23 protein-coding genes are annotated in these 21765 nt (G+C 65.1%); 9 read left to right on the forward strand and 14 right to left on the reverse strand.

The genetic code is table 11. The features are described 5' to 3' along the window. Positions 1–3: 3 nt before the first annotated feature. Entirely contained in the window at positions 4–1536 is a 1533-nt protein-coding gene (locus AB6724_RS17165; protein WP_369339799.1) for a methyl-accepting chemotaxis protein, read from the reverse strand. A gap of 534 nt (positions 1537–2070) precedes the next feature. On the opposite strand from AB6724_RS17165, the gene AB6724_RS17170 reads away from it, so the two are divergent. Next, entirely contained in the window at positions 2071–2373 is a 303-nt protein-coding gene (locus AB6724_RS17170; protein ID WP_369339746.1) for a cupin domain-containing protein, read from the forward strand. Between the two features lie 206 nt (positions 2374–2579). On the opposite strand, the gene tsaD is transcribed toward AB6724_RS17170, so the two are convergent. The 6 genes from tsaD to AB6724_RS17200 all read right to left on the reverse strand — a co-directional run bounded on the left by tsaD (position 2580) and on the right by AB6724_RS17200 (position 8061). Beyond that, positions 2580–3620: a tRNA (adenosine(37)-N6)-threonylcarbamoyltransferase complex transferase subunit TsaD gene (tsaD, locus tag AB6724_RS17175; protein WP_369339747.1), complete on the reverse strand. Its 1041-nt coding sequence runs from the start codon at positions 3618–3620 to the stop codon at positions 2580–2582. Positions 3621–3735: 115 nt separating this feature from the next. Then, positions 3736–4185: a CBS domain-containing protein gene (locus AB6724_RS17180; protein ID WP_369339748.1), complete on the reverse strand. Its 450-nt coding sequence runs from the start codon at positions 4183–4185 to the stop codon at positions 3736–3738. A 154-nt stretch (positions 4186–4339) separates the two neighbouring features. Next, positions 4340–5026 carry a DUF937 domain-containing protein gene (locus AB6724_RS17185; RefSeq protein ID WP_369339749.1) on the reverse strand — a complete coding sequence of 229 codons (687 nt, stop codon included), beginning with the start codon at positions 5024–5026 and terminating at the stop codon, positions 4340–4342. A 262-nt stretch (positions 5027–5288) separates the two neighbouring features. Continuing rightward, a complete protein-coding gene (locus AB6724_RS17190; protein WP_369339800.1) occupies positions 5289–6257 on the reverse strand; it encodes a Bug family tripartite tricarboxylate transporter substrate binding protein in 969 nt (322 codons plus the stop codon). A gap of 38 nt (positions 6258–6295) precedes the next feature. Beyond that, entirely contained in the window at positions 6296–7015 is a 720-nt protein-coding gene (locus AB6724_RS17195) for a hypothetical protein (RefSeq protein ID WP_369339750.1), read from the reverse strand. Continuing rightward, complete coding sequence (locus AB6724_RS17200) at positions 7012–8061, reverse strand: zinc-dependent alcohol dehydrogenase (protein ID WP_369339751.1); 1050 nt, start codon at positions 8059–8061, stop codon at positions 7012–7014. Before AB6724_RS17200 ends, AB6724_RS17195 begins: the two co-directional genes overlap by 4 nt. Before the next feature lie 131 nt (positions 8062–8192). Here AB6724_RS17200 and AB6724_RS17205 point away from each other — a divergent pair, with 131 nt between their 5' ends. From AB6724_RS17205 to cobA, 3 genes are read left to right on the forward strand one after another with little or no spacing between them, the layout of a single operon-like run. Continuing rightward, a complete protein-coding gene (locus AB6724_RS17205) occupies positions 8193–9140 on the forward strand; it encodes a LysR substrate-binding domain-containing protein (RefSeq protein ID WP_369339752.1) in 948 nt (315 codons plus the stop codon). A 58-nt stretch (positions 9141–9198) separates the two neighbouring features. Continuing rightward, a complete protein-coding gene (gene ybiB, locus AB6724_RS17210) occupies positions 9199–10194 on the forward strand; it encodes a DNA-binding protein YbiB (RefSeq protein ID WP_369339753.1) in 996 nt (331 codons plus the stop codon). A gap of 11 nt (positions 10195–10205) precedes the next feature. Then, on the forward strand, positions 10206–10997 hold the full coding sequence (gene cobA / locus AB6724_RS17215) for a uroporphyrinogen-III C-methyltransferase (RefSeq protein ID WP_369339754.1): 792 nt from the start codon (positions 10206–10208) through the stop codon (positions 10995–10997). Positions 10998–11061: 64 nt separating this feature from the next. On the opposite strand, the gene AB6724_RS17220 is transcribed toward cobA, so the two are convergent. Next, positions 11062–11568, reverse strand: coding sequence for an acyl-CoA thioesterase (locus tag AB6724_RS17220; protein WP_369339755.1), 507 nt, complete (start codon positions 11566–11568; stop codon positions 11062–11064). A gap of 132 nt (positions 11569–11700) precedes the next feature. On the opposite strand from AB6724_RS17220, the gene AB6724_RS17225 reads away from it, so the two are divergent. Beyond that, positions 11701–12939: a BaiN/RdsA family NAD(P)/FAD-dependent oxidoreductase gene (locus AB6724_RS17225; protein ID WP_369339801.1), complete on the forward strand. Its 1239-nt coding sequence runs from the start codon at positions 11701–11703 to the stop codon at positions 12937–12939. A gap of 88 nt (positions 12940–13027) precedes the next feature. Here AB6724_RS17225 and AB6724_RS17230 read toward each other — a convergent pair whose 3' ends face one another. Then, entirely contained in the window at positions 13028–14077 is a 1050-nt protein-coding gene (locus AB6724_RS17230; RefSeq protein ID WP_369339756.1) for a BMP family protein, read from the reverse strand. A gap of 506 nt (positions 14078–14583) precedes the next feature. Between AB6724_RS17230 and rpsU the strand changes: the two genes are divergently transcribed. Both rpsU and AB6724_RS17240 read left to right on the forward strand, forming a co-directional pair. Then, positions 14584–14796 (forward strand): 30S ribosomal protein S21, encoded by a 213-nt coding sequence (rpsU, locus tag AB6724_RS17235; RefSeq protein ID WP_003052999.1) that lies wholly within the window; start codon positions 14584–14586, stop codon positions 14794–14796. A gap of 116 nt (positions 14797–14912) precedes the next feature. After that, positions 14913–15359, forward strand: coding sequence for a GatB/YqeY domain-containing protein (locus AB6724_RS17240; RefSeq protein WP_369339757.1), 447 nt, complete (start codon positions 14913–14915; stop codon positions 15357–15359). A 144-nt stretch (positions 15360–15503) separates the two neighbouring features. Here AB6724_RS17240 and AB6724_RS17245 read toward each other — a convergent pair whose 3' ends face one another. Beyond that, the gene (locus AB6724_RS17245) at positions 15504–16427 is read right to left on the reverse strand and encodes a LysR substrate-binding domain-containing protein (RefSeq protein WP_369339758.1); all 924 of its coding nucleotides are present in this window, start codon (positions 16425–16427) and stop codon (positions 15504–15506) included. Positions 16428–16521: 94 nt separating this feature from the next. On the opposite strand from AB6724_RS17245, the gene AB6724_RS17250 reads away from it, so the two are divergent. Next, on the forward strand, positions 16522–17610 hold the full coding sequence (locus tag AB6724_RS17250; RefSeq protein WP_369339759.1) for a tartrate dehydrogenase: 1089 nt from the start codon (positions 16522–16524) through the stop codon (positions 17608–17610). A gap of 63 nt (positions 17611–17673) precedes the next feature. On the opposite strand, the gene AB6724_RS17255 is transcribed toward AB6724_RS17250, so the two are convergent. Beyond that, the gene (locus AB6724_RS17255; RefSeq protein ID WP_369339760.1) at positions 17674–18279 is read right to left on the reverse strand and encodes a DJ-1/PfpI family protein; all 606 of its coding nucleotides are present in this window, start codon (positions 18277–18279) and stop codon (positions 17674–17676) included. A 121-nt stretch (positions 18280–18400) separates the two neighbouring features. Between AB6724_RS17255 and AB6724_RS17260 the strand changes: the two genes are divergently transcribed. Then, complete coding sequence (locus tag AB6724_RS17260; protein ID WP_369339802.1) at positions 18401–19717, forward strand: aminotransferase-like domain-containing protein; 1317 nt, start codon at positions 18401–18403, stop codon at positions 19715–19717. A gap of 71 nt (positions 19718–19788) precedes the next feature. Here AB6724_RS17260 and AB6724_RS17265 read toward each other — a convergent pair whose 3' ends face one another. The 3 genes from AB6724_RS17265 to AB6724_RS17275 all read right to left on the reverse strand — a co-directional run bounded on the left by AB6724_RS17265 (position 19789) and on the right by AB6724_RS17275 (position 21741). Next, complete coding sequence (locus AB6724_RS17265; protein WP_439329888.1) at positions 19789–20451, reverse strand: YoaK family protein; 663 nt, start codon at positions 20449–20451, stop codon at positions 19789–19791. A 145-nt stretch (positions 20452–20596) separates the two neighbouring features. After that, on the reverse strand, positions 20597–21298 hold the full coding sequence (locus AB6724_RS17270) for a YoaK family protein (protein WP_369339762.1): 702 nt from the start codon (positions 21296–21298) through the stop codon (positions 20597–20599). Continuing rightward, entirely contained in the window at positions 21295–21741 is a 447-nt protein-coding gene (locus AB6724_RS17275; RefSeq protein WP_439329886.1) for a DoxX family protein, read from the reverse strand. Before AB6724_RS17275 ends, AB6724_RS17270 begins: the two co-directional genes overlap by 4 nt. Between the last annotated feature and the right edge of the window lie 24 nt (positions 21742–21765).

Consider the following 21765-nt stretch of genomic DNA (forward strand, 5'->3'; position numbering starts at 1 on the left):
CCCTCAGGAGCGGAAGACCGACACCGCAGACACCAGCTGCGTGGCCTGATATGCTAGGCTTTGGGCCGCAGCTGCGGACTGCTCGACCAAGGCGGCGTTCTGTTGGGTTGTATGGTCCAGCTGAGACACGCCGGACGTGACTTCGCCGACTCCACGCGACTGCTCCAGCGTTGCCTGGCTGATTTCTGCTATCAGGTCTGCGACGCGCTGTACCTGTGACACGGCCTCTGCGATCATGCGACCGGCCTCATCAGCCTCACTTCCGCCGCGCGTAATGCGATCCACACTGTCCTGAATCAGCGATCTGATTTCCCTGGCCGCCTGGGCCGAGCGCTGTGCCAGATTGCGGACCTCGCCCGCAACCACCGCGAACCCACGTCCCTGCTCACCCGCGCGCGCAGCCTCCACCGCGGCGTTCAAAGCCAGAATATTGGTCTGGAACGCCAGGCTGTCGATCAGGCCGGTGATATCGGCTATGCGTTTGCTGGCCTCGGTGATGGCCCCCATCGTGTCAACCACCCGCTTGACCGACACTCCGCTATCCCCTGCTGCACGGCATGCGGATGCTGCCCACTCCGATGCCTGCTGCGCAGCCTCGGCATTGTTCTTGACGCTGTGGTTCATCTGCTCCATGGCCGCGGCACTCTGCTCGACACTCGCGGCAGACTGCTCGGTGCGGGCGCTGAGATCGTCGTTGCCCTTGGCAATTTCCGTGCTGGCCGACTGCACCGTCAGAACCTGATGGCTCACATCGTCAATGATCCAGCGGAACATCAGCCCGACCTGGTTGATGGAGCGCGCCGCCATGCCGATTTCATCGACCCGGTTCATGTGCAGCATCTGCCCGGACTCTCCTGCCGCCACACGACGCGCATGCTCTGCCAGGTGCTCGATGGGCTTGACCACCTGCCGCTCTATCGCCCAGAGCGCCGCGATCGCCGCCAGCACGAGGGCTGCGGCAACCATGGCCGGAGAGCTGGAATAAGACATCATGCCGATGCCAAGCAGTCCGGCGGCTAGCACCGCCATGACTGGCAGCCGCAGGCGCCACCGAACCGGTAAAGAGCCCCAGCGCCCCAGCAGGCCCTTGCGCAGTTTCAGGCCCTTGAAGAGCGTGTGCCTGGCCTTTCCGAGCTGCAGGTCGGCGTAGAAAGCCTCCGCCGCCTTCACCTCCTCTCGAGTGGGTTTGGTGCGTACCGAAACATAGCCCAGGTGCCGGCCATTGCGAACAATGGGAGAGACATTGGCACGAACCCAATAATGATCGCCATCTTTGCGCCGGTTCTTTACCACGGCAGTCCAGGGCTCCCCGCCCTTGATGGTCCGCCACATATCGGCATAGGCTTCCTTGGGCATGTCGGGATGACGCACTATATTGTGCGGTTCGCCATAGAGCTCCGCTGCATCGAAACCACTGGCGGCAATGAATGCCGCATTTGCATACGCAATATGGCTTTGCAGATTGGTCGTCGACATCAGGGTCGCCCCGTCGGAAATCTCAAACTCGCGCTGGGTGATTGGCTGATTAATTCTCATTTTTGCGTTGGCTGAACCGAGTTTGGCATTGGCTACAAAGCAAGCGGATGCAACAAAGTGCATCTATTCCGGCCGAATGTAGGGCCCGGCCGCGGAAGTCCAAATCACCAAGCACTCAATATCAGCGCAACTTCGATAGTCGGCGCGTTTTTTTGAGATCACCGTACTCGCAAGACGAGTGCACTCTCCTGCTTTCGCGGAGCCAAGTCCGGCTCGGGCACTCAGCCCAGAAAGTCTGGGGCACAGGCTGCAACGTGGAAGCCATCGTCCGAGTCTCAGCAGACGGTCACTGAAACGTCTCCCAAACCGGCAAGTGACTTGATTTCTCGTTGGCTCGGCCACGCCATATCAACAATTGCATGGACTATCTCTTCCCGACGCGTTGATCACAGATCACACTGCCTACGGCAGCACCGAGTGCGGATTGCGCCACGGTGCAACCAGCTCAGAACCCGAGGCCAGCAGATCCTGATATCCGGAAAGGAGCGCACCATGAGCAACGATCGAGCAACACCCGAGACCAAGGGTGTAACAGTGCAATTGCTAGCATCGCTTGACCTCGGCCCCGAAATCGAAGTCATGGAGGGACGCCGGCTGCGCATGCGCATGGTGACCATCGAGCCGGGAGGCGTCTTCGGACCGATTCACGACCATAAAGACCGGCCCGGTACCGTCTACATCCTGCAAGGCAGGATCACCGACCATAGAGACGGCATCGCTACCGACTATGGGCCCGGAGTCGGCTGGCCCGAGGATAGGAACACCACGCACTGGCTGGAGAACCGCGGTGCGATACCTGCGGTCGAAATCTCGGTCGATATAGTCCGGCAGGAGTAGGCCGAGACTTTAGGCCTCGTGGCTGGCTTGTGCCAACGCAGCCTCTCTACCGGAAGTTCCTGCAATCCCGGGCCCAGCTCGGCGAAGAGTTTTTGCTGCGTCATGAAGTCTGCCCTGGACTGCGTAGCTGCGAATCTGCCGGCCATCAACAGTGCAACATTGGGAAACAAGAGCGACAGGGTGCAAGCTTTCTTGGCTGTGCCTGCCTACTTGAGCGCATCCAGCGGCCAGCGCGGCTTCACATCGAATGCATAGTCGCGACTCGCCTCTTGACGCCCGGCCTGCAGGCGCATGGCCGCGGCCATGGCGATCATGGCGCCGTTGTCGGTGCACAGATGCAGCTCAGGGTAGTGCACGCGAATCCTGCGCTTGGCGCAGGCGGCGTCTAGCTGCTCGCGCAGCAGCTTGTTGGCCCCCACGCCGCCGGCCACCACCACGCGCTTCATGCCGGTCTGCTCCAGCGCGGCCAGGGTTTTCTTGACCAGCACTTCGACGATCGCGGCCTGGGTACTGGCCGCGAGATCGGCCTTGCGCTCTTCCAGTTCGTCGCCCAGCTTCTTGGCCTGGGTCAGCACCGCGGTCTTGAGGCCCGCAAAGGAAAAGTCCAGATCACCCGAATGCAGCAACGGACGCGGCAGCTTGAAGGCCAGAGGATCTCCGCCTTCGGCCAGCTTGGAGAGCACGGGGCCGCCCGGATAGGGCAGACCCATGAGCTTGGCCGATTTGTCGAAAGCCTCGCCGGCCGCATCGTCTATGGTCTCGCCGAGGATGGCGTACTGCCCCACGCCATCCACGCGCATCAGCTGGGTGTGGCCGCCCGAGACCAGCAGGGCCACGAACGGAAATTCCGGCGGATCGGCGCTCAGGAACGGCGAGAGCAGATGGCCTTCGAGGTGGTGCACGCCGAGCACGGGCTTGTCCAGCGCCGCAGCCATGGCACAGGCCGCGCCGGAGCCCACGAGCAAGGCGCCCGCCAGGCCCGGGCCACGCGTGAAGGCCACCACATCGACGTCATCGAGCTGGACTCCGGCATCGGCCAGCACCTTCTCGGTCAGCGGCAGCACGCGGCGGATATGGTCGCGGCTGGCCAGCTCGGGCACTACGCCGCCATAGGCGCGGTGCATCTCGATCTGGCTGTGCAGCGCATGACTCAGCAAGGCGGGTACGCCCTGCCCGTCCGGTGTGCGCACCAGGGCCACGCCGGTTTCATCGCAAGAGGATTCGATTCCCAGGATCAGCAAACTCATGGCCGCAAGTGTAGAACCTGCAGCCCGCAAACGCAGAAATAGCGGGCATTGGCCCTGCCCGCCTTTCGTCTACTTGGCGCCCTTCATCTACTATCGTATCGATAGCTGCTGGCGCTCAGCCTATCTGCCTGGTACCGGAAATATAGTGTTCCAGCTGCTGAATCGTGAACTGCTGCTCCGAAATGATTTCCTTGACGATGTCGCCGATCGAGATCAGGCCCAGCAGCTGGCGCTGCGCATTGACCACCGGCAGGTGGCGGATGCGGTTGCTGGTCATCAGCGACATGCACTCCTCGCTGGTCTGGTGCGGCAGCACGCAGTGCACCTTGCGCGTCATGACCTCGCTGACCTCGGTGTTGGCCGAGCTGCGGCCCTGCAGGGCTATCTTGCGCGCGTAGTCGCGCTCGGTCACGATGCCCGCAATCGCGCCGTCTTCCAGCACCATCAGCGCGCCTATGCTTTTGTCGGCCATGAGCTGCAGCGCAGCCAGCATGGTGTCGGAGGGGGCAACGCTGTGAATGGCGCTAGTGCCTTTGGCGCGCAGGATATCGGCTACGGTCGTCATCAGGTCCTCCTTTCGGGATCGGCAAATCATGCACCACTGCATGATGGCTGAAACCAGTGTGAGTAGCTGGCTGCCTTGCGGCAATCAGGCGATGCCCGCATGCAGATGTGGGAAAGGCAGCCGAAGCTGCCTTGATGCTGTCATCAAATGACAATCAGCGTCGTCCGCCGAGCAGGCTGCCGCCGAGCTTGAGCAGGTCGCCCATGTCCAGCTTGCCGTCGCCGTTCTGGTCCAGCAGGCTGCCCAGAATTCCGCCCGCCGCTCCTCCTTGGGCCTGAATCTGGCTGTGCTCCTGGCCCAGCGCATTGCCCAGATCGCCGGCCTCCATGCCCTGGGTCTGCACGCGCTTGGCCAGAAAAGACATGACGAGGGGAGCCAGCATGGCCATCAGCTGGCCCGCATTGGACCCCAGGCCCGTGGCCTGGCCCAGCTGGGACTCGGCCTGCTGCTGGTTGCCGCCGAAGATATGGCCGAGTATGGAGCCGCCATCCACCTGAGAGGCATTGGCGCCACCTGCCGCAGCTGCGCCGCCCAGCACCGAGCTCAGGATGCCACCCAGGCCGCCGCCGCCCGCTCCGCCGAGCAAGCCACCCAGCAGCCCCCCCAGATCCAGGGCGCCGCTGCTACTGCTATGGTCGCGCTGCAGCGCGCCGAGCAGGTCTGCGGCTCCTTGCGGCTGCGCGGCGTTCTGGCCCAGCGCGCCAAACAGCATGGGCAGGGCCACGCCCACGGCCTGCTCGGCCTGAGCGGAATCGATGCCCAATTGCTGCGCCAGCCCTTGCATGGGTTCGCCCTGCAGCTGGCCCATCAGTTCGTCGGTCATAGATGCGTTGCCGGTCATGTCGGATGCTCCTCAAAAACAGCGCACATGGTACGCGCGCTCCGTGTCCCGAAATGTGATCAATGTTCATCCACAGCACAAGTCCCTCTCGTGCTATAGACCATTGTGCGGGGCGGCCGTGGAGGTTCATGAAGTCTCTCTTTTTCTAATGGACGGGGCTCGCGGCAGAGTCCTGCCGTTGTCAAGCCGATGACAGCGGCATCCGCCGCAGCAACGGGGACGCTGTGTAGGATCCCGGCGCCTCAGATCGCGCCGGCCGCACTCATTCGAGGCGGATGTTCTTTTGCGTGATCAGCTTGCCGTAGATGCGTGCATCGTTTTCGATGCGCCTGGCCAGCGAGGCGGCACTGGTATCGTCAATGCGCCAGCCCTGAGCCAGCAGCTTGCTGCGAATGTCGGGAGCATGAAGAATCTTCTCCAGGGCCGCGGCCAGCTTGGCGCGATGCTCGGCAGGCATGGAGGCCGGTGCCATGACCGCATTCCAGACTTCGATGTCCACATTGCCGGCACCGATCTCGGGCATGGCCGGTACGCCGGGCGCCAGGGGGCTGCGCTTGCTGGAACTCACGGCCAGAGCAGCCAGCTTGCCGGACTGGACCAGGGGCATGACGGTGGAGGCCGGCAGCAAGGCCATCTGCACCTGATCGCCCATCAAGGCGTTGACCACAGCCGGGCCGCCGTTATAGGGCACATGCTGCAGATTCAGGCCCATGGCTTCCTTGATCAGCTCCACGCCCAGGTGACCGCCGGATCCCGTTCCCACCGAACCGTAGTTGCCCTGAGCTCCCGTCTTGAGCGCCTTGAAATAAGCCTCGGCATTCGCGGCCATGGACTTGGGAGCCACCAGCACCAGAGGCGCCGAGCCGATCATGGCCAGCGGCGCGAGGTCCTTGACCGGGTCGTAGGGCAGCTTGCTGTAGAGGAACTTGGAGCTGGTCAGCGGGCCGTTGCCGATCACGCCTATGGTATGGCCGTCGCTGGCCTTGGCCACGGCGTCGGCGCCGATATTGCCGCTGGCGCCCCCCTTGTTCTCAACCACCACGGGCTGCCCCAGGGCCTTGGTCAGGGGCTCGGCCAGCAAACGGGCCTGCACGTCGGGCGAGGAGCCGCTGGCATAGCCGACGATCAGACGTATGGGACGGGTGGGCCAGTCGGCCTTGCCCTGGGCCTGAGCCGACAGGGGCAGACAGGCGGCGGCGCACAGCAGCAGGGCAGCCCGGCGCACGGGCATGGTTTTTTTTGTCATCTTTATGTCTCCAGAATCTCGGATCAACAATCGGCGTATCCAGCCATCAGTTCCATCAATGGCGGCAGGCGTCCGCTGGCGGGCAGGGCAAGCTGCGAACGGTATACCCGGGTTTGCAGGGCAAACGCCTGCTGCGTCGGCTTTTCGAGGTGATGCGCCTGCATTCGGTCGGCCCACCATTGGGCACCCTGGGCGCATGTCGGTCCGTCCAGATGCTCGGCCAGCATGACCACCGTGACTTCCCCTTGAGCCTGCTCGGCAATGCGCTCCCCGCCAACGGGGTAGTACAAAGAGCGTTCGACGGGCGCCGCGCCCGCGGTGACACGCAGCAGCAGCCGCTGTTGCACCGCCTGGCCCGCCCAGCGGGCTGCCTGTGCGGCCCAGGCCTGCACGTCGGTGGTGACGGCCTTGAGCGTCGTCAGCGCCGCACCGCAGGACACTCCTGCCTGCACCTGCAGCCTGCAGGGCCTGCGCATAAAGGCACTCAGGCGCGGCCTCATGCGCGCCGACCAGGGGGTGGGATTGGCGATCACATCCGCATACTCGGCAGAGTCCAGGGCCGCCAGCGACTCCAGGCCGTAAAGCGTGAAGTACCCGGATGCGCCGACATAGCGGTAGCCGTAGACAAAGCCAGGCAGGCCCACGCGCTCGGGAACATGCTCGAAGGCATGCCAAGCCTCGTATTCTGCGCGAGCCTCGGGGCGGTCGATATCGTTCCACAAGGCCAGAAAAGCGGCGCTCATGATGCCCGCCCCGCCCGGGGTTGAATCAGCACCTTGCTCGCCAGGCGCGCGCGCGCCAGATCAAACCCCTGCCGGGCCTGCTCCAGCGGCACACGGTGGGTGATCATGAGGCGCAGCTGATCCTGATGGGTTTGCATGAATTCAACGACCTCCAGCCAGCAACGCTCGGGCGTGCGATAGGAGCCACGCAGCTGCTGGTGACGTCGCACCAGGGCCGTCAGGTCCAGCGCCACAGGGGCTGAATGAATGCTGGCAATCACCAGAACACCATGGGTCTTGAGCGCACGCAGGGCCGGTGCCAGCACGGCCGCCGCCCCCGTGGCTTCGATCACCACATCAAAGAGAGCATCTTGCGTATACGCGGCAAGGGCTTCGTCGATGTCCTGCCCCTCGAAGTCCAGCAAATCCTCGAACCCCATGGAGCGCAAAACCTCGAGCCGCGCGGCATCGCCATGACCGGCAACCACCACCTGGGAGGCGCCCGCGGCACGGGCAAACAGTGCAATGCCCTGACCGATATTGCCGGGACCCAGGATCAGCACCCGATCGCCGGGCTGCACATTGCCCGTGCGCACGGCCTCGAAACTCACCGACAGAGGCTCGGCCAATGCGGCAACCTCGGGGTCCACGCCATGCGGAATCGGCACGCAATTGCGCAGGGGTACGGCCACATACTCGGCAAAGCCGCCATGGCGCATGACGCCGATACCGCGGCGCGTGGTGCAGGCATCGAAGTCGCCCGCGCTGCAGCTGGAGCAGCGGCCGCAGGTAACAGAAGGCCGCACTGCCACCAACTGCCCCAGAGGCAGATGCTCGGCACCCTCGCCTCTGGCCACGATCTCGCCGCTGAACTCATGGCCCACGGTCACCGGCAGCGCAGCCTCAAGGAAGTGATAGCTCGCCGTCCAGGCATCGATATGCAGATCCGTGCCGCAGACTCCCGTGGAATGGACCCGCAGCAGCACCTCGCCTGCGGCAGGTGACGGCATTTCGACCTCGCGGAGGTTCAGTCCCTTGGCGGACACGGTTTTTTGCAAGGCTTGCATGAGACAGGCAATGCATGCCTGGACATGCATCTCAAAACGAACAAGACCGGCAGTGTTGCCTTGCTTAATTCATATATCCAACACCGAATTGATATAAAAATCATACTTTTAGAATATGGATAAATTCAGCCATGGAACTAAGACATCTGCGCTACTTCGTGGCGGTGGCCGAGCAGGGCAACGTCAGCCGAGCGGCCCGCAAGCTATTCATCGCCCAGCCGCCGCTGTCTCAGCAGCTCAAGCAACTCGAGGACGAAGTCGGCACACAGCTCTTCATCCGCCTGCCGCGCGGTATGCAGCTCACCGCCGCGGGCGAGTCGCTACTGGAAGATGCGCGCGCCATATTGGCGCGCGCCGAGCAGGCACCGCTGCGGGCACGCGAGCGCGAACGCAGCAGCCAGACCGTGCTGCGCCTGGGGCTGGTGCCCTCGACCATGCAGTCGCTGCTACCCGGTTTGCTGCAGGCCGTGGCACAGGCCGGCTGGGAGGTGCAGATCGAGGCCCGCGAAATGATTTCCTCCCAGCAACAGCGGGCCTTGCGTCAGGGGGAACTGGAACTCGGCTTTGCCCGCCCCGGCCACAAGGAAGCCGACGAACTGGAAATAGCCGGCATCGATGATCCCTATTGCCTGGCCGTTCCGGCCTCACACCCGCTGGCCGGAGGCAGCGGAATGCTGGATCTGCAGGCTGCCGTGCATCAGCCCTTTGTCGGCTTCACGCGCTATCAGGACACCGACTACTTTGACCGCACGGTCGCGCTGTGCGCCGAGGCCGGCTTCACGCCGCTGATACGCCACGAGGCCGGTCAGCTGGTGAATGTTCTGGCACTCGTGGCCTGCGGTTTGGGCGTGGCCATAGTGCCGGCATCGTTCGCGATGTTCTACCAGGAGCAGATCGTGTTCCGCCCTCTTCAGGCTTCGCGTCAAGTCAGCCGCCTGGCCGTCCTGGCCTCTGCCGAGGCCCTGAGGAACAACCGCATGCTGGGCCTTGTCGCTGAGCTTGCGCAATCCCAGCTGCAAGCCCTGGCAGCGCGGCTGACGCAGCAAGGTAGAACGGCAGGCGGACCGCAGCCGGTTTGATTTATATAACCAAATCGTCTGACAACCGATGGTTTTTATGGCGACAATTGCGTGAATCATGAGCATCAGCCACTACATCAAGGAAATCGGTCGCGGCAGCAAGGGCGCGCGCTCTCTGACGCGGGCCCAGGCCTGTGAGCTGATGGGGCTGTTGCTCGACGGCCGGGTCAGCGATCTGGAGCTGGGCGGCTTTTGCATCGCCATGCGCTTCAAGGGCGAAAGCGCCGACGAGCTCGCGGGCTTTCTCGACGCCACGCTGCAGCGCCTGCCAGCCTGGCCACAGGACGGTTCGGCCGGGCCCGTGGTCGTCATCCCCAGCTACAACGGGGCCCGCAAACTGGCCAATCTCACGCCGCTGCTCGCGGGCCTGCTGGCCCGCCAGGGCCTGGCCGTGCTGGTGCATGGCTGCGATACCGAAAGCCGACGCGTAGGCACACAAGCTGTATGGCAGGAGCTGGGCTGGAAGGTCATAGAGCGCCCCATGGCTCTGGAGCCCGGCGACATGGCCTGGATGCGGACCCGCCATCTGCTTGCGCCGCTGGAGCGGCTGCTGCAGCTGCGCCGCCAGATGGGACTGCGCAACCCGGCCCACAGCCTGGTCAAACTGCTGGACCCCATGCAGGGACCGGATCTGCGGCGCTGCGGCCTGGTGCTGGCCAGCTACACCCATCCGGCCTATGCCGAGTCCATGGCCCAGACCCTGGCTTTGCGCGGCACCAGCGCCCTGCTGCTGCGCGGCAGCGAGGGCGAGGCCGTGGCCCCGCCCCACAGGGAACCCGCCAGCATGGGCTTGATTGCGGGCCGGATCTGCTTCGAGCGCTCCGCCGTCCACAGCAGCCAGCTGGCCGACGACGGCGACAATACTGCGCCCGAACAGGACCTGGACGCCGCACAGACGGCCCGGCTGATTGAAGACATGCTGGCCGGCCGGCGTCCCGTACCCGCGCCGATTGTCGCGCAGATCCAGCAGATACTGGCCCTGCATGCGGCCATGCAAAACCCCGGCGCGCAGACTCACGCAGATCTGCAAGCGCTGCACCGCAACCCCGATTGAAGAGCACTCCCATGTCCGCCCTTTCCACGAATTCCCGCCCTCAGGGCAGTTGCACCCTGGTCGGCGCCGGGCCCGGCGATCCGGAGCTGCTCACCCTCAAGGCCGCCAAGGCCATCGCGGCCGCCAGCGTGCTGTTTGTGGACGACCTGGTCAGCGATGCCATCGTCGCCCATGCGGCGCCCACGGCACGCGTCGTCTATGTGGGCAAGCGCGGCGGCTGCAAGAGCACGCCCCAGGCCTTTATCGAAAAGCTGATGATCGCCGCCGTGCATGAGGGCGAGCAGGTGGTGCGCCTCAAGGGCGGCGACCCCTTCATCTTCGGTCGCGGAGGCGAGGAGGTCGAGCATCTGCGCGAAGCCGGCATCGAGGTGAGCGTGGTCAACGGCATCACCTCGGGCCTGGCCGGCCTGAGCAGCCTGGGCGCGCCTCTGACCCACCGCGACCGCGCCCATGGCGTGATCTTCATGACCGGCCATGCCAAGCCCGGCGACAGCGGCCCCGACTGGCGCCAGATCGCCACGACCGCCCATGCGGCCAAGCTGACCCTGGTGATCTATATGGGCGTCAGCGGCGTGCAGCGCATCAGCGACGAGCTGCTCGCCGGCCTGCCCGGCAGCACGCCCGTGGCCGTGATCCAGCACGCCAGCCTGCCCCAGCAGCGCCATGCGCTGACCTGCCTCCAGGACCTGCCGCAGTGCATTGCCGAGCAAAAGCTGGGCAGCCCCAGCATCATCGTGGTCGGCGACGTGGTGCGCGGCATTGCCGCCTGGCAGACGCAGCAGGGGCAGCGCATCGCGGCCTGAGCCTGCAAAAAACAAGGCCGCAGATGCGGCCTTGTTTCTTCTAGGGCGAGCCGTTCTATGGGCTTCAGGCAGTGGGCGCGATATTGGCGCTGGTCGTGACGCGGATCTGAGCAAAGCGCTCGGCCATGTCCTTGCGCAGCTGTTTGCGGATCAGGGCCGCCTGCCAGCGGCGCTTTTCATCCTCGGTCTGCGGCTGCAGCAGGGGCACGGGCACGGGCTTCTTGTTGTCATCCACGGCCACCATGGTGAAAAAGCAGCTGTTCACATGGCGCACCACCTGGCTGCGGATGTCCTCGGCCACCACCTTGATGCCGATTTCCATCGACGACTTGCCCGTGTAGTTCACGCTGGCCAGGAAGGTCACCAGCTCGCCCACATGGATGGGCTGCAGAAACATCACCTGGTCCACGCTCAGCGTCACCACATAACGGCCCGCGTAGCGGCTGGCGCAGGCATAGGCGACCTGGTCCAGCTGCTTCAAGATGGCGCCGCCGTGCACATTGCCGGAGAAATTGGCCATGTCGGGCGACATGAGCACGGTCATGCTGAGCTGATGCGATGGGATATTCATGGCCGCGATTCTAGAAATTTGCGGCTCTGGGCGAAAATAAGCGCTCTTTTGTCCCCCACGGGGACCCGTATTCAGCGCCGACGCCTGCACGCCGGCCGATTTTTCTGCTGCTCTCCTGCCGTGAATTCCTCCATGTTTGACGCCATCATCATCGGCGCCGGTGCTGCCGGCCTGTTCTGCGCCGCCCAGGCGGGCCAGCGCGGGCTCAAGGTGCTGCTCATCGACCATGCGGCCAAGGTGGCGGAGAAGATCCGCATCTCGGGCGGCGGCCGCTGCAACTTCACCAACCGCGATCTGGACGTGCGCGCGCCGCACAAGCATTTCGTGGGGCAGAACCCGCAGTTCTGCCGCTCGGCGCTGTCGCGCTTCACGCCCGCCGATTTCATCGCGCTGATGGACAAGCACGGCATTGCCCACCATGAAAAGCACAAGGGCCAGCTGTTTGCCGACCGCTCGGCCGAGGACATCATCGCCATGCTGCTGGCCGAATGCGCCGACGGCGGCGTCCAGCACTGGCAGCCCTGCCAGGTCAAAAGCATAGACGTATCCCCCTCCGGCTCCGACGGCGGCGAGAGCTATCAGATCGAGACCGAGCGCGGCAGGGTTCAGACCCCGAACCTGGTGATCGCCAGCGGCGGCCTGAGCATTCCCAAGATAGGCGCCAGCGACTTCGGCTATCGTCTGGCCCAGCAGTTCCGGCTGCCACTGGTGGAGCGCACGCCGGGCCTGGTGCCGCTGACCTTCGATGGCGCCTCCTGGCAGCCCTATGCGGAACTGGCCGGCCTGGCCCTGCCCGTAGAGATCAGCACCGGCAGCAAGAAAGAGCGCGTGAGCTTTCACGAGGACCTGCTGTTCACCCACCGCGGCCTCTCGGGCCCGGCCGTGCTGCAGATTTCCAGCTACTGGAAGCCCGGCACGCCGCTGCAGATCAATCTGCTGCCCGGCGTGGACATGGCCCAGGTGCTGAGCGAAGCCAAGCTGCATTCGCGCAAGCTGGTCGCAAACGAACTGGCCGCGCATCTGCCCGCGCGCCTGGCCGATGCCTGGGTGGCGCGGATGCCGGAGCTGCAGCGGCCCATCAACGAGGCCGGCGACAAGGCCCTGCTGCGGCTGGCCGAGCGGCTCATGCGCTGGGAAATCACGCCCACGGGCACCGAGGGCTATAAAAAGGCCGAGGTCACGCTGGGCGGCGTGGACACCAAGGTCTTGTCCCAGCAGAGCATGGAGTGCAAGACCCAGCCCGGCCTGTTCTTCATCGGCGAGGTGGTGGACATCACGGGCTGGCTGGGCGGCTACAACTTCCAGTGGGCCTGGGCCAGCGCCCATGCCTGCGCCCAGGCCATGGCCGAAAAGCAGTCAAACCTGCCTTAAGTGACCGCAAACAAGGCGATATCCGCCCTGAAAAAAGGATGGCTGGGCCAGCCTTTTTCGTGCCTGTCACCTGAAGCCGCCTCTGAAATCAGGCAGAGAACTCCTGGCCTTCATAGTGCTCCGGCACTTTGAGCTGCCCCGAGGCGATGGCGGCTGACGCCCTGGCCACGCGCTCGCGCACACCGGCCGCCACGCCCTGGCCCAGGGTCAGACGCACGGCAGCCGGGTCACTCAGACCGATCCTGCGAATACCCGGGCCGGGCGTGCCGCGCTCTTGCATGTCCTTGACGGCCAGAAACGCGCCAATGCCCACATCGGCCCAGGCGGATGCGACAAACACCTGCGGGTCCACCGTGGTCCAGTCGATCACATTGCCGATCTGGCGCGCGCCCGTCTCGCGGCAGGCCTGGGTCACGCCATCGCGGCCGGAGTTGAGCATGGTGAAGATCACATCGGCACCGGCGGCCATCTGGGCCCTGGCAATGCGGTGCGACAAGGCGTTGTCGTCCTGGTCGCCCGAGAAATTCGTCAGCAGCTTGACCCTGGCATCGGTATCGCGCACGCCGGCCGCATAGGCCGCACGCCCCTTGAGCCCCGGCGGCACGCGGATGCCCGACATATGGCCGACCACGCCGGTCTGGGTGGTCAGCGCCGCCAGCACACCGGCCAGATAGGCCGACTCCTCCTGCAGCACGTCGTAGCTGCAAAGATTCGCGCCCTGCACGGCTCCCTGAGTCACGACAAACTGGATCCGGGGAAAGCGCGCCGCGACCTCGGCCGCGGCCTGATTGTTCTGCCCGCCATGGGCAATCACCAGTTGCGCGCCCTGCTCGGCCAGTTGCGTGAGAGCCGGCTCCAGCAACTCCTTCCTGGGTGCCATGCCGTCGAGAAAACGGGTCTGCACGCCCAGCTCCTGGCGCGCTTTTTCCAGACCGCGCCAGCCGGCCTCCATAAAGCCCTTGTCGCTGCGCGAGCCCGCAAACAGACCGCCCACCACCAAGGGGCTGGCGGGCGCAGCAGCCCCGGAAATTCCGGCCCTGCCGGCACAAGCCGTGAGTGCCAGCAAGCTGGGTACGGCGACGGCCGAAGCCATCCATTGACGACGCGAAACAAATGACCGATGCACAGAACTGGACAAGATGGAAGCTCCTTGAACACAGAAAAACCGCCCCGCGCACTGGCACGAGGCCACCTGTTTCTTGACTTCGATCATGAAACAAGGCCTTCAAACTGTATGCAATTTCCGTGCACACAATCCTCCCCAAAAACCCCAGAGCCGCCTTCTGACGGCATGGCGTTTGGGCAGCACCGCCCTCTTGCATTTCGCCCCCCGGCCCGCCGGCCGACCTGACCCGCATTGCGAGCCCACAGTCCCAGAATACGGCGCACAATAGCGGCGCATGAATGCGGCGCCTCCTTGAGCGCCTGGCTGGTAGCGACAAGGCCGCGCCACTTTGGCCAGCCTCGGATCGCATCACGATCTGATTTAGCCGCGCCGCAACTCTTGGTCTATAATGCTCGACTTTGCTGGCATTACTCCGTCGGCCATACTAGTTACAAAGTGGCGGGGAAACCGCTGTTCATGGCTCTCAGGCCCGATCTTCCCGAGAACCCGCTGTCAGCACAGATATATCTGGAAATTAAATGACTACCATTCGCGTCAAAGAAAACGAGCCCTATGAAGTTGCCCTGCGCCGCTTCAAGCGCACCATCGAAAAGCTGGGTCTGCTGACCGATCTGCGTGCTCGCGAGTTCTACGAAAAGCCCACAGCCGAGCGCAAGCGCAAGAAGGCTGCTGCCGTGAAGCGCCACTACAAGCGCGTTCGCAGCATGCAACTGCCCAAGAAGCTGTACTAATTCGTTAGGACAGACGGCCGTCAAACGCCGCAAACCCGCGCTCGGGACGCCAGGCGCGGGTTTTTTGTTTTCTGGCCACTGCGATACGCAGTGACCTCTCACTGAAGGAGAGAGCTATGAGCTTGAAAGCCCAGATTACCGAAGACATGAAGACTGCCATGCGTGCCAAGGACAGTGCACGCCTGGGCACCATCCGCCTGCTGCAGGCCGCGATGAAGCAAAAGGAAGTGGATGAGCGCGTGGAGCTCGACGACGCGGCCGTGATTGCCATCGTCGACAAGCTGATCAAGCAGCGCAAGGACTCCATCGCCGCCTTTGAGAGCGCCAACCGCCAGGATCTGGCCGATGTGGAAAAAGCCGAAGTCGAAGTGCTCAAGGTCTACCTGCCCGAGCGCATGAGCGAGGCCGAGATCACCGCCGCCGTGCAGGCCATCGTGGCCGAAGTCGGCGCCAGCGGCCCCGGCGACATGGGCAAGGTCATGGGCGCGGTCAAGTCCCAGCTGGCCGGAAAGGCCGACATGGGCCTGGTCTCCGCGGCCGTCAAGGCCGCGCTGAGCAAGTAAGCGGCCCGCACCGTGCATTCCCGTCAAGGCGCCTGCGGGCGCCTTTTTCATGGCCATGAATTTTGATAGCCCGTAGCGCGCGATGGTTCATGGTTTCAGATGGATATAAACCCGAAACCAAGCATGAACGGGCGCTAGCAGCTATCAAGATAGTGTCTGCAGCTTCTCCAGGCCCTGGCGCGCAAAATGCGCCTGCAGAAATTCCACGGCCACGCGCACCTTGGCCGAGCGCCCCAGGCGGCCCGGATACACGGCCCAGACATTGGCCTCCTGCGTCCAGGCCGGCAGCAGCTGCACCAGGCGCCCCGCGTCCAGATCGGCCTGCACGTCCCAGATCGAGCGCAGCACGATGCCATGGCCGTCCAGCGCCCATTGCGCGGCCATCTCGCCGTTGTTGGCCGACAGCGGGCCCGTCACCTTGAGCGTGCGCTCCTCGGCACCCGCGCGCAGCTTCCAGACGCCGAACGGGTGGTCGCGCTCCTTGATGACCAGGCAGTCGTGCGCGGACAGCTCGGCGATGCTGCGCGGCAGGCCCTTGCGCGCCAGATAGGCGGGCGCCGCGCACAGCACGCGATGGTTGGCGGCCAGCTGGCGCGCGATCAGATGCGGCGCGATCTCGTCGCCCACGCGCACGTCCAGGTCTATGCCCTCGGCCGCCACGTCCACTAGGCGGTCGAACACCTCCAGCCGCACCTGCAGGCCCGGGTGCTGCGCCACCAGCCGCGACATGGCCGGCGCCACCACATTGCGGCCGAAGCCGAAGCTGCTGCTCACGCGCAGCAGGCCCCGCACCTCGCTCTGTGCCGTGCTCACTTCCTGCACCAGATGGTCGATGTCGTCGAGTATGCGCTGCGCCCAGTGAAACACGCGCTCGCCGTCCTCGGTCACCGTCACGCGCCGCGTCGTGCGGTGCAGCAGCTTCACGCCCAGCTCCTCTTCCAGCAGGCGCAGACGCTTGCTCACATAGGCGGGCGAGGCGCCCAGCTCCTGCGCGGCCGCGGCAAAGCTGGCGCGGCGCACCACGCAGAGAAACACGCGCAAATCCTCGGGCAGCAGGTTTTTAAACACGATATGTAAACAATCAGACCACAACCATGGGATTGTCTTCAATTCCTCATGGTTTGAAAATGCGGCCCAGCAAGATCAACGACGCAAACCATCCATGTCCACCATCTACAGAATCGGGGTTCTCGCCGGCGACGGCATCGGCAAGGAAGTCATGCCCGAGGGCCTGCGCGCGCTGCAGGCCGCGGCCAAACGCTTCGAGCTGCAGCTCGAATTCCACCATTTCGAATGGGCCAGCTGCGACTACTACACCGTGCACGGCAAGATGATGCCCGACGACTGGAAGCAGCAGCTCTCGGGCATGGACGCCCTGTTCTTCGGCGCCGTGGGCTGGCCGGCCACCGTGCCCGACCATGTGTCGCTGTGGGGCTCGCTGCTCAAGTTCCGCCGCGAGTTCGACCAGTACATCAATCTGCGCCCCGTGCGCCTGTTCGAGGGCGTGCCCTGCCCGCTGGCCGGCCGCAAGCCCGGCGACATCGACTACTACGTGGTGCGCGAGAACACCGAGGGCGAGTACACCTCGCTGGGCGGCATCATGTACGAGGGCACGGACCGCGAGATCGTGATCCAGGAATCGGTCTACTCGCGCAAGGGCGCCGAGCGCCTGCTCAAGTTCGCCTTCGACCTGGCCCAGAGCCGCGAGCGCAAGCATGTGACCCTGGCCACCAAGAGCAACGGCATCGCCATCAGCATGCCCTGGTGGGACAAGCGCGCCGAGGACGTGGCCCAGGCCTACCCCGAGGTCACGCTGGACAAGCAGCACATCGACATCCTGACCGCGCGCTTCGTGCTGCAGCCGGACCGCTTCGACGTGGTGGCCGCGACCAACCTCTTCGGCGACATTCTCAGCGACCTGGGCCCGGCCACCACGGGCACCATAGGCCTGGCGCCCTCGGCCAACCTCAATCCCGACCGGCTCTTCCCCAGCCTGTTCGAGCCCGTGCACGGTTCGGCGCCCGATATCTTCGGCAAGAACATCGCCAACCCCATCGCCATGATCTGGTCGGGTGCGCTGATGCTGGACTTCCTGACCCAGGGCCAGGGCGCGGGGCGCGCCGCGCACGACGCCATCGTGGCCGCCATCGAAGAAGTCATCAAGAACGGCCCGCGCACGCCGGATCTGGGCGGCAAGGCCAACACCACCCAGGTGGGCGAGGCGGTTGCGGCGCTGATTGCCCAGGGCTGATAGAAGAATCGCTTCTGTTTTGATAACTTCCAGCGACCGATTGGCAAGCGCTGGCGGCTTGACTTAAATCCCGGCCAGATACGGCGCGATGTTGCGCATGGCGTTATCCACATAGGCCTCTTTTTCGCCCACGGGCGCCACGTAATGCAGTGCGGAGGCCGCGGCCTCCAGGCCTTCCAGGCGCACCAGCAGCCAGCCTGCGATATAGGCCGACGCCAGGCATCCGCCCGCCGTCGCCACGTTGCCCTGGGCGTGGAAAGGCTGGTTCAGCACCTGTACACCGGCCTCCTGCACCCAGGGTTTGGTCGTCAGGTCCGTACAGGCCGGCACCTTGCCCAGCAGGCCCAGCCTGGCCAACACCAAGGTGCCGGAGCATTGCGCAGCGATCAGCTGGCGCGACGGATCCAGCGCCAACCTGGTCATCAGCAGCTCATCGGCCACCACCTCACGGGTACGCAGCCCGCTGCCCACGATGACGGCGTCGGCCTTGCAAGCCTCCTCCAGCAAGGATTGCGCGCGCACCGTGACGCCGTTCATCGAGGTGACCTCGGGCCCAGGGCAGCACAGGCTCACGCGCCAATCGGGCCGTCTGATGCGGTTCAGAATGCCCAGGGCGATGAGGGAGTCAAGCTCGTTGAAGCCGTCGAAAGTCAGAATGGCGATGTGCATGGTGGGCCGGCCGCCGGGCGACCGTCAAGCTGAAGAACAGCGCTCATCCTAGGCAGGGCATTCAATACAATCAAAAAATTGTCATGAATACATCTTTGCCGTGAACCCGACCCTGTACCGGATGCTGGTGGATACGCTGGCCGCGCAGATCCGCGGCGGCCAGCTGCCGCCTGGCACCCGCCTGCCCACGCACCGCCAACTGGCCCGGCAGCATGGCGTGGCACTGAGCACGGCGAGCCGCGTCTATGCGGAGCTGGAAGCCCTGGGCCTGGCGCGCGGCGAGGTGGGCCGGGGCACTTTCGTGCGCGAGACGGCCGTGCCGCCAGAGCTGGCCGTAGACCAGCAGGCAGTAACGGCCGGCATGGTGGACCTGAACTTCAACTACCCGGCCCTGCCGCAGCAGGCCCGCTTGCTGAGCCAGGGCCTGCGGTGGCTCGCCGCCGGCGGCGATCTGGAGGCGCTGCTGCGCTATGCCCCGCATGGCGGTCGGCCGCATGAGCGCGCCTGCGTGGCCCGGCACCTGGCGTCGCGCGGACTGGCCATGGATCCGGCCCAGGTACTGATCGTGGATGGCGCCCAGCACGGCCTCGCCGTGGCAGGCATGGCCTTGCTGCAGCCGGGCGACCTGGTGGCGGTGGATGCACTGACCTATCCGGGCTTCAAGGTACTGGCCGATCTGCTGCGCCTGGAACTGGCACCGCTGCCGGCCGCGGATCAAGGCTTCGATCTGGAGGCCTTGCAACGCCTATGCACGCGCCGCCGCGTGCGCGCCGTCTACACCATGCCCACGCTGCACAACCCTCTGGGCTGGGTGGGCAGCGCCGACTGGCGGCAGGGGCTGGCGGCCGTCGTGCGCCGGCATGGACTGATCGCCATCGAGGATGCTGCCTATGCGTTTCTGGCCGACAGCCCACCCGCGCCCTTGGCCGCGGCAGCGCCGGAATCCACGCTCTACGTCTCAGGCCTCTCCAAGAGCGTTGCCACCGGACTGCGCTTCGGCTTCGTCGCCGCTCCGACGCCCTGGGTGCCTTTGCTCGAGCGCGCCATCCGCAGCACCACCTGGAACACCCCCGGCCTGGTGACCGCGCTGGCCTGCGCGTGGCTGGAGGACGGCACGGTGCAGCGCCTGGAAGCGGAGAAACGGCGCGACGCCGCGCAGCGCCAGGCCATCGCGCGCGAGGCGCTGGCCGGCCTGGACTGCATCAGCCATCCGAGTTCCTATTTCGCGTGGCTGCCGCTACCCGCCGAGGTGCGCGCCGGCAGCGTGGCGGCCGAGTTGCTGCGCCAAGGCATTTCCGTTTCGACGGCAGAGCCTTTCGCCGCTTCGCGGCAGGTGCCGCATGCGATCCGCCTGGCTCTGGGATCCGTGCCGCCAGACCGGCTGCGCACGGCCTTGCTGGCCGTCAGGCATGTGGTACAGGATCAGACGGACCGATAAGGTCAGCGACCGATAAAACGGCCGCCGGGCCAGCACCGCATGCCGGCCTTCGGTGTTCAGCCTCTCCACCGCTATACGCTGCTGTAGCGCAGCGTCAGCGCCGCCACCAGCGGCGGCAGCGCAAAACACCACATGCCCAGGGTCACATAGGCCAGGGCCGCCAACGCGCAGCCCACGGCAAAGCTCACAATGGCGGGCAGCATCTTGCGCAGCCTCCCCATGGCCGCGCTGCGCTCATCGCCGCCCAGGCCCTTGAGCAGATCGGCCAGATCGATCATCACCTGGGTGGTATTGCCCGTCATCAGCGTCGAGGGCGGGAGCTGGGGCAGGTGCATACGCTGCATGGCGTTCTGCACGGCCATGGCGCAGACCATCAGCATGCCGGCCGCAAACGCGGGCGCCATGTCACCGTCTTCGAACGGCCCCCAAACCTGCATCAGCGCCGCAGCCAGCGCCAGCAGCAGCACCTGGGCCACGACAAGGCTGAACATGGGCGCTTTCTGCCGCGCCACCAGCGCATTGCTGGCCAGGCGGGTCAGCAGCACGGCCACGCAGAACACGGGCAAGGCCAGCAGCTTGGAGAGCGCGCCCGCGCTGCCATGGATCAGCGCCGCGCCCAGAGTGACAAAGTTGCCCGTCACATGTGCGGTGAACAGACCGCCCAGCGCCAGAAAGCCCGCCGTATCCACATAGCCGGCATTGAAGCCCAGCAGATGGCTCAGAGGGGCGGGAATGCTGCGGGCATCGGACATGGCGTCTCCAGGGAAGATGGGCGCTCAACACGGCTTGAGGCCTGCAGCGCCGGAGTATTCGCTTGGCGCGAGCCGCGCAGATACCTGGGCGCGGCCATCGCCATGAGCATCAAGAAACCGGCCGGCATCAGATGAACTGCCGGCGAAAGGACAGCCCGGCCAGGTACAGCACGGCCAGCACAAAAGGCAGCACGCTCCAGAAGCCGATGTGCATATAGAGCACCGCCCCCAGGAAAGCGCCCGCGACAAAGCCAACGATGATGCTGCCGCTCTTGAAGACCGCCTGCCGGTTTGCGCTGCCCGGCTGGCGCACGTAGTTTGACAGGTCGATGCCGAACTGCGTGGTGTTGCCCGTCATCATGGTGCTGGGGCTGATGTGCTTGATCAGCGTCTTGCTGGCCGTGTTGCGTATGGCCAGAGCCACCAGACCCAGGCCACCGGTCAGGGCAAGCGTGCCGGCGCCAGGATCGCGGAACGGCTCCAGCCACAGGCCGGCCAGCATGAATCCCGTGAGAAACAAGGCCTCGGCCACAAACAGCCAGCCCAAAGTCACATGGGATTGGCGGCAATGGTCGACCCAGGTCTTGGTGACCATGACCGTGGCGATGAACAGCGGAATCGCGCCGAGCTTGATCCACAGGCCCGCGCCACCCCTGACGAAAGCCGCGCCGGCCAGCACCAGGTTGCCCGTCACATGGGCCGTGAAAAAGCCCAGCAGCGCGATAAAGCCTATGGTGTCTATGGCGCCGCCCACGATGGTGAGCAGCACCGGCGCGCGGCACTGCGCCCAGAGCCCCGGGGTCTGCTCCGCATTCCCTGCAGCCGTCATACAGCCTCCTTTTCCCGCAAGTCCAGCCAGGCCACGAGCAGGAAGCCGCCGGCCAGGCCCAGGTGTTCAAAAAACGAATTGGCCGCCATAAAGCGCTGCTGGCCCGCGGGCAGCTCCCAGAAGCGCAGCGCCAGCAGCGTGGCCAGCAGGGTGAAGCCGGCCAGGGCCAGTGCGCCCAGCCAGCGCAGCCGCCCGGAGAGGATCAGCGCCGAGGCCCCGAGCTCCAGCACTATCACCAGCACCGCAAACACGGGGGCCGGAGCCAGGCCGAAATGCTGCATCTCGCCGATGGCGCCGGAGAAGTCGGCAAGTTTGACCAGCCCACCCTGCAGATAGGCCGCGCACAGGCCCAGATAGGCGACAAAGCGCATGGCGGCGCTGCCGAAGACGGGGCGCGCCAGACCAGCCAGACGCGCCGAAAAACCGGATACGGAAGTATTCATGGCACATCTCCAATCAAGCGCCCC

The organism is Comamonas guangdongensis, from assembly GCF_041079535.1.
GTDB classification, from domain to species: Bacteria; Pseudomonadota; Gammaproteobacteria; order Burkholderiales; family Burkholderiaceae_C; genus Comamonas; species Comamonas guangdongensis.